The organism is Pantoea sp. JK, assembly GCF_026130245.1.
GTDB classification, from domain to species: domain Bacteria; phylum Pseudomonadota; class Gammaproteobacteria; order Enterobacterales; family Enterobacteriaceae; genus Pantoea; species Pantoea trifolii.
The window spans coordinates 156,245-171,061 of the sequence record NZ_JAINFN010000001.1 but is presented as its reverse complement, the minus strand read 5'-3'; the positions used below and the strand labels follow the sequence as shown (position 1 = coordinate 171,061).

Annotated in this window: 15 protein-coding genes and 1 pseudogene; 9 read left to right on the top strand and 7 right to left on the bottom strand. The window is 50.5% G+C overall.

Annotated features, from left to right (window positions below):
* The first annotated feature begins 40 nt into the window (after positions 1–40).
* A complete protein-coding gene (locus PanJK_RS00835; RefSeq protein ID WP_265296776.1) occupies positions 41–781 on the top strand; it encodes a hypothetical protein in 741 nt (246 codons plus the stop codon).
* 86 nt (positions 782–867) lie between these two features.
* Here the strand turns inward: PanJK_RS00835 and PanJK_RS00830 are convergent, their stop codons facing one another.
* From PanJK_RS00830 to PanJK_RS00820, 3 genes are read right to left on the bottom strand one after another with little or no spacing between them, the layout of a single operon-like run.
* The gene (locus tag PanJK_RS00830) at positions 868–1,074 is read right to left on the bottom strand and encodes a hypothetical protein (RefSeq protein WP_265296775.1); all 207 of its coding nucleotides are present in this window, start codon (positions 1,072–1,074) and stop codon (positions 868–870) included.
* 56 nt (positions 1,075–1,130) lie between these two features.
* On the bottom strand, positions 1,131–1,808 hold the full coding sequence (locus PanJK_RS00825; protein ID WP_265296774.1) for a hypothetical protein: 678 nt from the start codon (positions 1,806–1,808) through the stop codon (positions 1,131–1,133).
* A 20-nt stretch (positions 1,809–1,828) separates the two neighbouring features.
* Positions 1,829–2,077, bottom strand: coding sequence for a hypothetical protein (locus PanJK_RS00820; RefSeq protein WP_265296773.1), 249 nt, complete (start codon positions 2,075–2,077; stop codon positions 1,829–1,831).
* A 45-nt stretch (positions 2,078–2,122) separates the two neighbouring features.
* Here PanJK_RS00820 and PanJK_RS00815 point away from each other — a divergent pair, with 45 nt between their 5' ends.
* On the top strand, positions 2,123–2,836 hold the full coding sequence (locus PanJK_RS00815; protein WP_265296771.1) for a methyltransferase: 714 nt from the start codon (positions 2,123–2,125) through the stop codon (positions 2,834–2,836).
* Positions 2,837–2,868: 32 nt separating this feature from the next.
* On the opposite strand, the gene PanJK_RS00810 is transcribed toward PanJK_RS00815, so the two are convergent.
* Positions 2,869–4,602, bottom strand: coding sequence for a recombinase family protein (locus PanJK_RS00810; RefSeq protein WP_265296770.1), 1,734 nt, complete (start codon positions 4,600–4,602; stop codon positions 2,869–2,871).
* A 44-nt stretch (positions 4,603–4,646) separates the two neighbouring features.
* Positions 4,647–4,784, bottom strand: a pseudogene (gene lplA / locus PanJK_RS00805) (lipoate--protein ligase LplA); the annotation flags it as partial.
* A gap of 204 nt (positions 4,785–4,988) precedes the next feature.
* Between lplA and PanJK_RS00800 the strand changes: the two are divergent.
* The 3 genes from PanJK_RS00800 (at position 4,989) to PanJK_RS00790 (ending at position 7,154) form a co-directional block, all read left to right on the top strand.
* The gene (locus tag PanJK_RS00800; protein WP_265297383.1) at positions 4,989–5,669 is read left to right on the top strand and encodes a type 1 glutamine amidotransferase domain-containing protein; all 681 of its coding nucleotides are present in this window, start codon (positions 4,989–4,991) and stop codon (positions 5,667–5,669) included.
* 69 nt (positions 5,670–5,738) lie between these two features.
* Positions 5,739–6,494: an alpha/beta fold hydrolase gene (locus tag PanJK_RS00795; RefSeq protein WP_265296769.1), complete on the top strand. Its 756-nt coding sequence runs from the start codon at positions 5,739–5,741 to the stop codon at positions 6,492–6,494.
* 54 nt (positions 6,495–6,548) lie between these two features.
* Positions 6,549–7,154, top strand: a complete 606-nt coding sequence (locus PanJK_RS00790; protein ID WP_265296768.1) for a TetR/AcrR family transcriptional regulator — start codon at positions 6,549–6,551, stop codon at positions 7,152–7,154.
* A gap of 65 nt (positions 7,155–7,219) precedes the next feature.
* On the opposite strand, the gene tkt is transcribed toward PanJK_RS00790, so the two are convergent.
* On the bottom strand, positions 7,220–9,211 hold the full coding sequence (gene tkt, locus PanJK_RS00785; RefSeq protein ID WP_265296767.1) for a transketolase: 1,992 nt from the start codon (positions 9,209–9,211) through the stop codon (positions 7,220–7,222).
* Between the two features lie 29 nt (positions 9,212–9,240).
* Entirely contained in the window at positions 9,241–9,699 is a 459-nt protein-coding gene (locus PanJK_RS00780; protein ID WP_256696426.1) for an RpiB/LacA/LacB family sugar-phosphate isomerase, read from the bottom strand.
* 446 nt (positions 9,700–10,145) lie between these two features.
* Between PanJK_RS00780 and PanJK_RS00775 the strand changes: the two genes are divergently transcribed.
* From PanJK_RS00775 to PanJK_RS00760, 4 genes are read left to right on the top strand one after another with little or no spacing between them, the layout of a single operon-like run.
* Entirely contained in the window at positions 10,146–11,480 is a 1,335-nt protein-coding gene (locus PanJK_RS00775; RefSeq protein WP_008104032.1) for an MFS transporter, read from the top strand.
* A 1-nt stretch (position 11,481) separates the two neighbouring features.
* Entirely contained in the window at positions 11,482–13,227 is a 1,746-nt protein-coding gene (locus tag PanJK_RS00770) for a dihydroxyacetone kinase family protein (RefSeq protein WP_265296765.1), read from the top strand.
* A 3-nt stretch (positions 13,228–13,230) separates the two neighbouring features.
* Positions 13,231–14,007 carry a triose-phosphate isomerase family protein gene (locus PanJK_RS00765; protein WP_265296764.1) on the top strand — a complete coding sequence of 259 codons (777 nt, stop codon included), beginning with the start codon at positions 13,231–13,233 and terminating at the stop codon, positions 14,005–14,007.
* Positions 14,004–14,813, top strand: coding sequence for a sugar phosphate isomerase/epimerase family protein (locus PanJK_RS00760; RefSeq protein WP_265296763.1), 810 nt, complete (start codon positions 14,004–14,006; stop codon positions 14,811–14,813). The genes PanJK_RS00765 and PanJK_RS00760 overlap by 4 nt, the downstream gene beginning before the upstream one ends.
* Positions 14,814–14,817 lie beyond the last annotated feature (4 nt).

Sequence of the window (14,817 nt, the reverse complement as noted above, 5' to 3'; positions counted from 1 at the left end):
CAATAATTCTTTCATAAACAGTTTCTCATGAGGGTTAATCTTGAAGCATTTTTATTTGTTAATATCCATCACGTTAGTTTTTTTCTTGATGATTATAGGATTCCATCATTTTTCACCTGAGTTATTCAAAGATGTAAAAATCACTGATTACATAAGCTCAGTTTCTTCAATGTTATCACTTGTAATTGCCATTTATGCTTTTTATTATGCCAAGGACTTCTTAGGGCAAGAAAGAAAAAGGAATGCTAGTAACTTTGCTATAGAAATTCTTCATAAGGACGTGATGAGCCTTTCAAAGACACAGGATGTATTTTACATTCTTTACGGCATAGAGCAGGCAATAAGACAATTCTATAAGGCAACAACTAATGAAGAGGAAAGAAGAGTAATTGCCAATTTGAAAGCATGCAATGAAAAGCTACCAAAATTATTAGAAAATATGTCTGATAAAGTAGGCTTGATGAGAGAAGATATATTTAAGGCATCAATTGTTGGTTGCAAGATTAGAAGTGATGTAACTATATTTGATGATGTTATGCGTGATTACAATTATCTAACTATTAAAATGATGCAATTACAAGAAGACCTCAGCTATGTTTTAGCTCCTAAAATAGATGATGTTTTGGGGGAGTTTATCAATCAGGGAGAGGTAGAGAAGAAACTTCCAAAACTTGATGAAACTATAACATCAGTTACTTTTTATTTCAAAAAAGTACAATCTAAAATTCAAGAAGTACAAGGGATGAAGTTGGATTTGAACGATGTATTCATTTTCAATTAAATGAGTGGATTGAAAATTTATACGTTTATTCTAATTTAACCCCAAAAACCTGCTTAAAAAGTTATGCAGGTTTTTGAGCGAATGATTTAATCCCAATATTCTTTGGAATCTAATCCTCGAACATTTGTATGTTCAGTATATGTAGCTTTGCGTACTAGCTCACCTGTAATCTTATCTTTAATGTCATAGTATTCGATTTCAGTTTGCCCCAAATGTCCTTTAGTTCTTGTACCAGTGCGAACATAATCGAATTGAGTCGTCGGGTACTGTTTTTTGAATTCTTCATCAGTCATTTTATTTTCCTATATGAACGTAGTTTCACTTTTTTATTTGTTCTCAAACTTGTTTTTTACTTCTCAATGTACTCAAAAAAGTCATCGAAAGGAATTGTCATTTTGTCGTGACATTTTTTCATATCTTGATATTTTTGATGGATGAGGTTGTTGTATTCATTCCACAATTTATTTCGGCTGGCTATATCCATGTTGCTAAAGTCTTTGATCAGGATGTTGGTAATATCCAATAATTCTTTTATGTTCTTAAGGTACGATTTGAAATTTTCTTCTTGGTTTCTTTTTATGGATAAACTCCATTGCCTTAATGCATCAAATTCAATTGTAATGCTAAAAAATGAGTTCATATTATGTATGAATCTATTTGTAAGTTCTTCGGATAATTTGTTTAAAAGGTTTTTGTCCGTGACATTACTTGTGTATGCTGCTGCTGTGTAAGAAACTAGCATATTTAGGCTGTTTTTAATTTCTGCTGTTTTTCTCAAGCATAATGTGGCGTGGTCAACAGCTTTTGATTTTACTTTATCACTTAACCAGTCTTTGACGCTAATTGCTGCCATTACAGCAACAACGGCAGTTACAGTATCCATTATTGCGGATATTAAGCTGCTATCAATCTTCAATAAAAAAATAGTATCTGCATATATTGGGATCATTACTCCAATCGCCAGGCACATAAGATGAGATAATTCAAAATTTCCAATTATTTTTTTTATTATTTTTGCTTTTTTCATATGTTTTTCCTGATTTAGTATTACTCACACTTCCAGATAGTATTCTGTACACCTTGCCCGGCGGGTAAGTGCGGATTCATGTTTGCACTATGTTGGTAATTCGCCTTACTCTTACCGTACTGAGCACAGGCTGCATTAGCTGTCTTTTGTAGGCTATCTAACCCATACCACGCATCGGATTGAATACTCACTTTTTCACCATCGTTATATTGCACTTGAGCACATCCAACTAAAGCCAGAGGGAAAAGAATCATAATTAAATTTTTCATTCTTAATTCCTAAATACCTGTACGAAATCAGTACATGGGTATTTTATGGCACGCATTACAAAACAACAATCAAAACTACATCAACAGGTAATGGACTTAGTTCATTCAGACAAGCCACTCTCATTTGAAGAAAAGGAATTCATTCTTTGGAACTATCAGGGTGATGGTATTGGTTCAACAGGGGCATTCTTCACTCCTGAAATGTTCGCTTGGGATTTCACCATTGATAGCTATTCATCGGGGCGTTGCCTTGAACTATGTGCGGGGATAGGGGCGTTAAGTTTTTGTCAGTACACCAGATGTAAACCTCAACATATTACATGCGTTGAACTCAATCCCGATTACGTTCAAGTGGGGATGCGAGTACTGCCAGAGGCTGAATGGATCGTTGGGGATGCTCTTACATGCGTCTCAGAACAACCATACGACATTGTTTATGGCAATCCACCATTCGGTAAGATCAAAACCTCAGAAGCTGCTACAGGCTCTTACAGAGGTTCTGAGTTTGAATACAAGGTTATCACTCACGGTGCATCGTTGGCACCTTATGGCGTATGGATTGTTCCACAGGGCAGTGCTGGTTTTGTCTATAGTGGGGTAAGGTGCTATGAACGCCGTGAATCGACGAAGTACAGCAAGTTTGCCGAACAGACAGGTTTTCACTTTGAAGCAGGGTGTGGGATTGATACGTCAATCTATCGGGATCAGTGGCATGGGACTAACGTGGTGTGCGAGGTGGTTACTCTTGAGTACATTTAAGACACATCAAGCCCCCGTTTGGGGGTTTGATGTTAAGTATTTGAAGTCACAAGACTCATGTTATTATTTTCGTACATCAGGTCTACAATCCATTGCTTTCCTTCCATACCACTAAGATAGTTTGCAAGTAGGAAATAGTCTTTCAAGTTTGCTTTTAGAACATCAGAAAATGTACATGTTTCATAAACCATGTTTTCAGTTATTGAAAAGCTTGCAGTTCTATAATCTATAGTTTCGGCGATTTTTTGAATGGTAATCTCATGTTCTACTTGAGTTAGCTTTTCATTAGTTATTAAAACATGTCTATAAACATCTTGATTGTACTTAATCTCGATTAAATTATACTTCTCAATGCTCTGAAAAGAGATCTTTTCGATAACTTGTGTTAAAAATTTCCGAAGGCTCATTCTTAGTTCGACATTATTGTAATCCATTAACATTTCAAGATCGAAGTCCTCTATGCTCACAAGAGGATCAGTCAAATTCAATCCTTGGAGTTGCTTATGAATCTCAACAATTCTATCCTCAATGTCAGTCAAGGTTTCTGCAAGAGAAAAAGAAAGAGTTTTTTTTGCTTTTTTTCGTTCATTTATTTTTACTTTGCAGCTTTCAGCTTCTATTTCTAATGTTAATAACTCACTTTTTAAAGTTGCATCTATCGATGTGTCAACCTCTTGATATGAAAAAACTTTATTCATGTCTATCTTTTTTATATGATTGATGATGACTTTCTCAAGGAGATCTAGGCGTTTACTACCTTGTCCACAAATTCTGAAGTTCAACCTATTTCGGCACACGACATATCTTACATCACGCATGTTTTTAGATGTCGTCACTCTTGAACCGCATTTACCACATCTGATCATGCCTGTAAGTATATTGTGAACCTCTCTGTTTACATTATTTTCTCTCGGACGTCCTTTCGTACCTGCCGCGTTTACTTCGAGAATACGATTGGCGATTTCAAATAGCTCATTGTCAATTATAACGGGAAATATATTTGCTATAAGACTTTTATCGCCATTACGTCTAAGGTTACCTCTAAGGCGTTCATCTTTTATTAATTTGGTGACTGTATTAGGCCGCCACAATGAAGTACCTGTGGATTTGATTCCTTCCTCATTGAGTCTGCGAGCAATCATTGGACTTGTAAGTCCATTTGTATATTCAGAAAAAATTCGCTTAATGATCAGTGCTTGTTCAGGGATAACTACATAACCGTTGTCATCTGTGGTCAACCATCGGGGTAACTTTTTAGTGAAAACTTTGCCTTGCTCTGTTGTCTCTCTTAGACGCTTTTCCCAACCAGCTATTGATCTCTCAGATTTAATCTTACTTTCGTTATTACCACGTGAAATTATAAGCTCCATGATAATTTTCGAAAATTGGTCATCTTTTCTAAGTACAACAGGGGTAGAAACATCGTGGATGATTACACCACTTTTCACTACTTTCTGTATTGTATCTTCGTCCCAAGAAGAGCGGCGGGATAAGCGGTCTAAACTATAAATGACGAGATGGTGACCTTCACAGATTTCACCCGATTCAACACGTTTAAGAAACTCAGCAAGCTCACCATCTAAGATGTTTTTATTGCGGTATGCACTCAAACCAATGTCTTGCCAGTATGTAATTTCGCAATTTTTGAGTTCTGGTTTGGACTCTATATAAGTGTTGATGCGACTTAATTGCTCATCAATACCGCTACCTTCCTGCTGGTAAGTCTTTGAAACCCTTGTGTAAACATGAACAGTGAGTGATGACATACAATAATCCAAATGATAATAATTCCTATGTGTGAATTATATCACATGACCACTGTTTCGGCGTTTTGCCAGAGAAACAGCACGCGCTGCGTTGTCGGCATCTGGCGAAAAATACACTCTTCTACCGCCAGGTTGAACCAGGGATCGTGTGAGTCAGAAATGAGTAAACGTAGGGTGGACATGATTTTTTCGGTTCCGTGAGAAAGGGCAAATCGGGATAGAGTACGCTTAAGCTAGTGGAAAGATAAGAAACAGCGGCGCATTTCATTTCAGTAAAAAAATGATTTAGCCACTAGACGACTGGTCTATTAGCTGTTACTTTGAATTCAAGCGCTAGACGACTGGTCTAGTTTAGATGTTTAAATTCAAATGGCAGGAGATTGATGATGAAGATTCTTATGGTTTTAACCTCACACGACCAATTGGGTGACACCGGACGTAAAACCGGTTTCTGGCTGGAAGAGCTGGCCGCGCCTTACTACGCATTCAAAGATGCTGGCGCAGAAATCACGCTGGCGTCGCCAAAAGGGGGCAACCCGCCGTTAGATCCTAAAAGCAATGAGCCGGATTTCCAGACTGAGCAAACGCATCGTTTTGAAGCGGATGCCGCAGCAACCGCGCAACTCGCCGCCACCGTGCGTCTGGACAGCGTATCACCAGCCGATTTCGATGCGGTGTTTTACCCAGGCGGCCACGGCCCACTGTGGGATTTAGCAGAAGATCAGCACTCCATCGCGCTGATTGAAGGCTTCCTGGCCGCGAATAAGCACGTTGCGCTGGTGTGTCATGCGCCGGGCGTGCTACGTCACGTCAAAACGCCGGAAGGCAAACCGCTGGTAGCAGGCCGTAACGTCACCGGCTTTACCAACAGCGAAGAGGAAGCGGTCGGCCTGACTCAGGTGGTGCCATTCCTGGTGGAAGACGAGCTGATTGCGAAGGGCGGTCTGTATTCGAAAGGCGCGGACTGGAGCTCTTATGTGGTTAGCGATGGCCTGCTGATTACCGGACAAAACCCAACGTCTTCAGCAGAGACGGCGCAACAATTGATCAAGCAACTGGCGCAATAAACGCATCGGGAGGCGAGCCGCGGTTCGCCTCCTTTGTTTTGCATCGTGAAAAGTGTGGAGAGCAAAATCATGTTTAAAAAATCATTAACCACGTTAGCGTTAGGTGCAGTGCTGTCGGTATATGCGCAGTCGTCACTGGCTGAGCCGGTGAAAAACATCGTGCTGGTTCACGGTGCGTTTGTGGATGGCTCGGGCTGGAATCCAGTGGCGCGCATTCTCGATAAAGACGGTTATAAAGTGTCGATTGTGCAGGAGCCGCAAACATCGCTGGCCGATGACGCGGCGGCCACCCGACGCGTTCTGGCGCTGCAGCAGGGTAAATCGCTGCTGGTCGGACACAGTTATGGCGGCATGATTATCAGCGATGCGGGTAACGATCCGTCGGTTGCTGGCCTGGTGTACATCGCCGCGTTCCAGCCAGAACAAGGGGATTCGCTGTTGAGTCTGGCGAAAAAATATCCGCCCGCCGCGCAATCCATCGCCGAAACGCCTGACCATTATCTCTATTTGAAACCGGAAAAATTCCACGCTGATTTCGCTGCCGATCTGCCCGTTAAAGAGACCGATTTGCTTGTGCGTTCTCAGGTGATGCCTGCTGTCGCGGCCTTTGCTGCACCGGCCGGTGCGCCAGCCTGGAAAACCAAACCCAGCTGGGCGGTGGTGGCAACCGAAGACCGCGCGATCAATCCGCAGCTAGAACGCTTTATGGCGCAACGTGCGCATAGCAGCGTGACGGAGCTAAAGGGAAATCATGCGATTTATGCTTCACAGCCAAAAGAGATTGCGGCGGTGATCGAGAAAGCAGCACGCAGCTTATCGCAGTAGTAAACGCATGTTGAGTGCATAGACGACTGGTCTAGTATTTGGTAATCTACCACTATGACTACTTCATCCCAATTGCATAGCAATGAAATCCGCGATCACATCCTTGCCACTGGCCAACGCATTATGGCCGGCAAGGGTTTTTCGGCTGTCGGATTAAATGAAATCCTCACCGATGCCGGTGTGCCCAAAGGCTCGTTCTATCACTACTTCAGCTCGAAAGAGGCTTTTGGGGTGGATATGCTGGCGCGCTATTTCGATGATTATCTGGCTGAGCTTGATGCGACATTAAGCCAGCCGGGCCTGACGATGGCGCAGCGGCTGATGAACTATTGGCAGCTGTGGCGGGAATCGCAATCCTTCTCCGATTGTCAGGGCAAGTGTTTGGCGGTGAAGCTGGGCGCGGAAGTTGCCGATTTGTCGGACAGCATGCGCGGCACGCTACAAACCGGAACGGCAGGCATCATTGCGCGACTGGCGGACGCATTAGAAGTGGGTGTTGAGGAAGGTTCGTTAGTTATTGATGACCAACCGAGCCGTGTGGCGGAAAGCCTGTATCAGCTGTGGGTGGGCGCCAGCGTGATGGTGAAAATCGTGCGCAATACCAGCCCGTTTGATTCTGCCATGAGCATGACGCAAAAAATTATTCGTATCACCGCATAGTAAAATGGGCGACGCAACAGAGCCGCCCTTAATTTTGTCGGGTCACCATTGATGGCGACCTCAAATCACAAAACCGATTTCGCCGTGTTAACCACGTTCTCAACGGTGAAACCAAACTCTTTGAACAGCTGATCCGCAGGCGCTGACTCACCGAAGGTGGTCATGCCGACGATCGCCCCGTTCAGGCCGGTGTATTTGAACCAGTAATCTGCGATACCCGCTTCAATCGCCACGCGTGCGGCAACTGCTTTCGGCAGCACGGATTCACGGTACGCCGCGTCCTGCTTGTCGAAGGCGTCGGTGGATGGCATAGAAACCACGCGCACCATGCGTCCTTCCGCCGTCAGCTGCTCATAAGCAGCCACCGCCAGCTCCACTTCTGAACCGGTCGCGATCAGGATCAGCTCTGGTGTGCCTTCACTGTCCTTCAGCACGTAACCACCACGCGCCACGTTCGCCAGCTGCTCAGCGCTGCGATCCTGCTGCGCCAGGTTCTGACGCGAGAAGATCAGCGCCGACGGGCCGTCAACACGTTCAATGGCATATTTCCACGCCACCGCTGACTCAACCTGGTCGCACGGGCGCCACAGGCTCATGTTTGGCGTCACGCGCAGGCTGGCCATCTGCTCAACCGGCTGATGCGTCGGGCCATCTTCGCCCAGACCAATCGAGTCGTGGGTGTAGACCATGATCTGACGGATTTTCATCAGCGCGGCCATACGTGCGGCGTTGCGCGCGTACTCGACGAACATCAGGAAGGTGGCAGTGTACGGCAGGAAACCGCCGTGCAGCGCGAGGCCGTTGGCGATGGCGGTCATACCGAACTCGCGCACGCCGTAATGGATGTAGTTGCCCGCCGCGTCTTCATTGATTGGCTTAGAACCGGACCACATGGTGAGGTTGCTTGGCGCCAGGTCAGCGGAGCCGCCCAGATATTCCGGCAGGATTTTACCGAAGGCTTCGATGGCGTTCTGCGAGGCTTTACGACTGGCGATTTTCGCCGGATTGGCCTGCAGCTGCTCGATAAACTTCTGCGACTCAGTGGCCCAGTTAGCTGGCAGCTCGTTGTTGACGCGGCGTTTGAACTCCGCAGCCAGCTCAGGATGTGCAGCGGCGTAGGCAGCAAACTTCTGGTCCCACGCGGACTCTTTCGCCTGGCCGGCTTCTTTGGCATCCCACTGCGCGTAGATGTCGGTAGGGATTTCAAACGGACCGTGATTCCAGCCCAGCTGCTTACGGGTCAGCGCGATTTCATCGGCACCCAGCGGCGCGCCGTGCGAGTCGTGCGTACCGGCTTTGTTCGGTGAACCGAAGCCAATCACGGTTTTGCACATCAGCAGCGAAGGCTTATCGGAAACCGCTTTGGCCTCTTCAACCGCTTTCTTAATCGCGTCGGCATCGTGGCCGTCCACGCCGCGCACCACGTGCCAGCCGTAGGCTTCAAAGCGTTTAGCGGTGTCGTCGGTGAACCAGCCGTCAACGTGACCGTCGATGGAGATGCCGTTGTCATCATAGAAGGCAACCAGTTTGCCCAGCTTCAGGGTGCCGGCGATAGAGCAGACTTCGTGTGAGATGCCTTCCATCATGCAGCCGTCGCCCATAAACACGTAGGTGTTATGGTCTACGATGTCATGGCCCGGACGGTTGAACTGCGCCGCCAGCGTGCGCTCGGCAATCGCAAACCCCACTGCGTTGGCAATGCCCTGACCGAGCGGGCCGGTAGTGGTTTCAACGCCCGGCGTGTAGCCATATTCCGGATGCCCCGGCGTTTTAGAGTGCAGCTGGCGGAAATTTTTTAATTCGCTGAGCGGCAAATCGTAACCACTCAGGTGCAACAGGCTATAGATCAGCATGGAGCCGTGGCCGTTCGACAAAACGAAGCGGTCGCGGTTAGCCCAGTTGGGATTACGTGGATTGTGCTGTAAAAAGTCGAGCCACAACACTTCAGCGATATCCGCCATGCCCATCGGGGCGCCCGGATGTCCCGAATTGGCTTGTTGTACGCCATCCATACTCAAAGCGCGGATGGCGTTGGCTCTTTCCCGGCGTGTAGACATAAGGTTCTCCAGAGGTGCGACGTCGGCGCTTATTTAGCGTGAGAGACTTGTTCGTAGTAACCGATCTTCTCCACTTTGGCGGTTGAGCCGCCCCCTTCAAACTCTGATGCCAGCCAGGCATTCACGATGTTCTTCGCCAGCTCCGGCCCGATGACGCGCGCGCCCATGGTCATGATCTGCGCATTGTTGCTCTTGCGAGCACGCTCGGCAGAGAAGGTGTCGTGACACTGGGCCGCGCGCACGCCTTCCACCTTGTTGGCGACAATCGCCACACCGATACCGGTGCCGCACAGCAGAATGCCGCGCTCAAATTCGTTCTTCTGGATGGCGGTGGCGAGCGCAAAGGCCACATCCGGGTACATCGGACGGTCGTTTTGCGCGTCATTGGTGTAATCCGTCACCACATACTCTTTCTCTTCCAGCAGATTTTTAATCACATTTTTCAATTCGATAGCCGCATCATCGGCGCCAATTGCGATAGTTTTCATCGTCGTTCTCCAGCAGGGTGTGCAATGACGCCTGCACGTTTGTTCAGCAGGCGAGAAGATGTTCATGGTTAGCCTGCCACAAATTCAATCATATGTTCAATGGTTGTTCATATGAATTGCCTTCAGGATCGCGCCTGAATTCCTCAAAAAACCCTGTTAAACCGCCTGTGCCGCGCCTTATGGGCGCAGTTATCCGATAAATTGACCAAAATCAAATCTCATGAAGCCGCTCACACTTTCGCGTGTTGCAGTTGAGAGATGCACAATTATCCGTGTAGTGTTCATATGTTCGCATGACTATACCAATGTACAAGAAGACCCATCGAGGACTCGAACATGTGTCATTTACACCGTACCTCTCAGTACTCCTGTAGCCAGCGCCTCTTTGGCGATTGGTCAACACCACATAAAGAAATGATCACTCACGCACGTCGTGGAGGTGCGTTATGAACCAACAAACAATGACGGCGGTGGAACAATCCACCATCAGAAAAATCTCCTGGCGCTTAGTGCCGTTCGTGGCGCTGATGTTCTTTATCAACTTCCTCGATCGCACCGCGATTTCGTTTGCCGGCCCCAACGGCATGACGCAAGACCTCGGCCTCACCGCGCTGCAGTTTGGCCTGGCGTCGGGCATCTTCTTTATTGGTTACATTCTGCTGGAAGTGCCAAGCAACCTCGCGCTGCATAAGTTCGGCGCGCGTCGCTGGCTGGCGCGCATCATGATCAGCTGGGGCATTGTCTCGTTGCTGTTCACCTGGGTGAGCAGTGTGGAAGGCTTGTATACGCTGCGTCTGCTGCTGGGTATCGCCGAAGCCGGCTTCTTCCCAGGCGCGATTCTCTATCTCAGCATGTGGGTGCCGGGACGTCATCGCAGCAAAATCCTGTCGCTGTTCTATCTTGCGCAGCCGCTGACGGTGGTGTTCGGCGCGCCTTTAGCCGCGTCACTGATTCAGCAGCATGGTCTGTTTGGCATGGAAGGCTGGCGCGTGATGTTTATGGGTGTCTCCATTCCCGCGATTCTGATTGGTATCGTCGCGCTGTTCTGGTTGGTGGATTCGCCGCGTCAGGCCAAGTGGCTGACCGCTGAAGAGAAAACCTGGCTGACCACCGAACTGGAAGCCGAGCATCAGCAGAAGCAGGGCCATCAAAAACACAGCCTGCGTTCGGTGATGGGTAATGGCCGCGTCTGGATGCTGTGCCTGATTTATTTCGGCTTTATTTATGGTCTGTATGCGCTGGCGTTCTTCCTGCCGACCATCATCGCCGGCTTCCAGCAGCAGTTCGGCACCACCTTTAACGTGATGCAGAAAGGGCTAATTACCGGCGTGCCGTACCTGATCGCGGCGGTGGTGATGTTCTTCTGGTCGAAAGATGCCACACGTCGCGGCTGCAAAACCTGGCACATCGCCATTCCGGCATTGGCAGGCGGTATCAGCGTCCCGCTGGCGCTGTATATGGATTCGCCGTTCACCACCATCATGGTGATCGCGATTACCGCCAGCTCCATCTTCGCCGCACTGCCGAACTTCTGGACCTTACCGACGCAATTCCTGACCGGCGCATCTGCCGCCGCAGCCATTGCCTTGATCAACACCTTAGGAAACGTAGCGGGCTTCTCTGCGGGCTACATCACCGGCGCACTGCATGACGCCACCAACAGCTACGCCTTGCCGATGTTTGTGGTGGGTGGATTCATGCTGCTGTCAGCGTTCCTCATGCTGTTACTTAATCGCCGTCGCTCGCCGTCTCAGCCGACCTCTTTAGCTCAGGAGCATTAATATGACGTACCTGTTTAACCAACCATCAGCCTTTGCCGCTGAGCTTATCGAAGGCTTTGTCGCCGCCAATGCCGATAAAGTCCGTCAGGTCGCCGGAGGCGTGGTGCGCAGCACCCGCAGCCAGCCGAATACGGTGGCGGTGATTGTGGGCGGCGGGTCCGGCCACTATCCGGCATTCGCCGGGTTGGTTGGACAAGGTCTGGCGCACGGCGCGGCGATGGGCAACTTATTCGCGTCGCCGTCGGCGCAGCAGATCTACAACGTGGCACGTGCGGCCCATAACGGCGCGGGCGTATTGCTGATGTTCGGTAACTACGCTGGCGATGTGCTGCACTTCGGCCAGGCCTGCGAGCGTCTGCGCGCGGAAGGCATCGCTTGTGACGTGCTGGCGGTGACTGACGATATCTCCAGCGCGGGTAAAGATGAGCTGGAGAAGCGTCGCGGTGTGGCAGGCGATCTCTGCGTGTTCAAAGCCGCCTGCGCCGCAGCTGAAGCGGGTCACGATTTATCACAGGTGTTACAGCTGGCACAGCACGCGAATAACCGCACGCGTACATTTGGCGTGGCGTTTTCCGGTTGCAGCTTGCCGGGTGCTTCGCATCCGCTGTTTGAAGTGGAAAAAGGGCGCATGGCGCTGGGACTCGGCATTCACGGCGAGCCGGGGATTAAAGAGACCGACATGCCGAGCGCGGATGAGCTGGCCGAAATCTTCGTGGAGCGTTTGCTCAATGAATTGCCAGCCGATATCCCGCAGCCCGAAGGTCAGCGCGTGGCGGTGATCCTCAACGGGCTGGGCTCGGTGAAATATGAAGAGCTGTTTGTCGTCTATCGTCGCGTCGCGCAACTGCTGGCGGCGGCTAAGCTGCAGGTGGTTGAGCCGGACGTCGGTGAGTTTGTCACCAGCTTCAATATGGCCGGTGCATCACTGACGCTGATGTGGCTGGACGATCAGCTGGAAACTTTGTGGCGTGCGCCGACCAATACGCCCGCTTACCGTAAAGGCAGCGTGTTGGTGGCCGAGCCGTTAAGCGCTGCTGAACGGGTTGAAAACACCGAAGAAGCCTTGCCATCAGCTACAGCCGAATCGCAAGAGAGCGCGAAACGCGTGCTGCAGCTGCTCGAGGCCGTGGCAGAAATGTTACAGCGTAACGCTGAGCGTCTTGGTGATATCGATGCGGTGGCCGGCGACGGCGATCACGGTATCGGCATGGAGCGCGGCGTGCTGGGCGCGGTTGAGAAAGCGCGTGAAGTCGCGGCGCGTGGTGCCGGTGCGGGCAGTTTGCTGTGCCGCGCGGCGGATGCCTGGGCCGATAAAGCCGGTGGCACGTCGGGCGCATTGTGGGGCGTGGCGCTTACCGCGTTGGGTACCGCGCTGGGCGATCGTCAGACGCCAGATGCGCAGCGCGTGGCCACCGGCGTACGTGAAGCGAAAGAAGGCATCATGCACTTTGGTAAAGCGCGCGTCGGCGATAAAACCATGGTTGATGTACTGGTGCCGTTTAGCGACAGCCTCAACGAAGCGGTTACCGCTGGCGCGTCGTTAACCGACGCCTGGCTGAAGGCGGCGCAGGTGGCCGATAAAGCCGCGCAGGACACTGCGCAGCTGGTACCAAAAATGGGGCGCGCGCGTCCGCTGGCAGAAAAAAGTGTTGGCACGCCGGATGCCGGAGCGATTTCGCTGGCATTGATCGTCAATACCGTCGGCGATCTGCTAAAAGAACACAGTGCCTCTGAACAAGGAGCTTGAAGCATGTCTCAGCCAAAAATCTGGCTCGGCGTCAGTTTGAAAATGTACTTCGGCTATCAGCAAACCTTGCAATGGTGTCGCGATGTGGCGGCATTAGCCGACCATGCTGCGGTGAAAAACGGCGACGTGGGCTTGTTTGTGTTACCGGCTTATCCGGCGATTCCGGCGGTTGCAGAGATCTTCGCTAATACACCGGTGCGCTTCGGCGGCCAGGATGTTTGCCAGGCGGAGAACGGTGCCTGGACCGGCGAAGTCAGCGCCAGCATGTTGCAGGAGTTAGGCTGCTCGCTGGCTGAAATTGGTCACGCTGAGCGCCGTCGTCATTTCCACGAAGATAAAGTGCAAATCGCCGCCAAAGTGGCGATGTCGCTGCGTCACGGCATCACGCCGGTGCTGTGCATTGGCGAAGAAGTGCAGGCAGAACCGCAGCAGGCGATCGCACTGTGCCAGCAGCAGCTGGCCGAAGCGCTGGCCGACTCGGCGCAGCAGGGCTTAAAGGGCGAAGTGTTCTTTGCCTACGAACCGCAGTGGGCGATTGGTGCGCCGCAACCGGCACCGGACAGCTACATCCGCGCAGTGTGCGCCGGGTTGCAGCAGCTCGCCACTCCGCCCGGCATTACGCTGAAAATCATCTACGGCGGCAGCGCGGGGCCGGGACTGATTCAGCGCCTTGGCGCGGACGTAAATGGCCTGTTCCTGGGGCGCTTTGCTCACGATCCCAACGCGTTGGCAAAAATTATTGATGAAGCCAGTGAGCTGGCTCAGGAGCTCGATTCATGAGCCGTATCGGACTCAGCACCTACGCCTTTTTCTGGCGCATGTCGTCGAAAGTAGCCAACCCGCTGACGCTGGAGCAGATGCTGCAACAAACCGCCGATCTCGATGTGTCGGTGTTTCAAATCTGCGACTATCCGGCGATTGAAAGCTGGTCTGACGCACAGCTGTTGACGCTACGTCAGCAGGCCGATGCGCTCGGTATCACGCTGGAACTCGGCACGCGCGGACTTGGCACAGAGCATCTGCGTCGTTATCTGCATATGGCGGAAATCCTTGATGCGCGCGTAATACGTTCGATGTTCTACACCGCCGATCATCGTCCTTCCCTCGACGAAGCCGCCGCGCTGATTGGCGCAGTGTTGCCGGATTTTGCCCGCCAACAGGTGCGTCTCTGTCTGGAGACGTACGAGCAGGTGAACAGCGGCGCGATGATGTCGGTGATCAACAAGTTCCTGTCGCCGTGGCTCGGCGTGTGTCTCGATCCCGCCAACTGTGTCGCTGGACTCGAATTGCCAGAGCAGGTAATTGCCAACACCGCCGCGCGCGTCGGCAATCTGCACATCAAAGACTTTGCCTTCACGCGTCGTGATGGCTGGGTCGGCTTTACCTTTGCTGGCTGCCCGATGGGCGAAGGCTTGCTGGATTACGACCGGATGATCGCCAGCGTGCGCCCGGTGGATAAAGGCATTAACCAAATCGTCGAACATTGGTTGCCGTGGCAGGACGATGCCGCGCTGACCTGCGAGCGAGAAGCCGAATGGACTCGCCGCACCGTTGAATTCTTACGTAGTAAACAAGATCAGGAGTAACAAC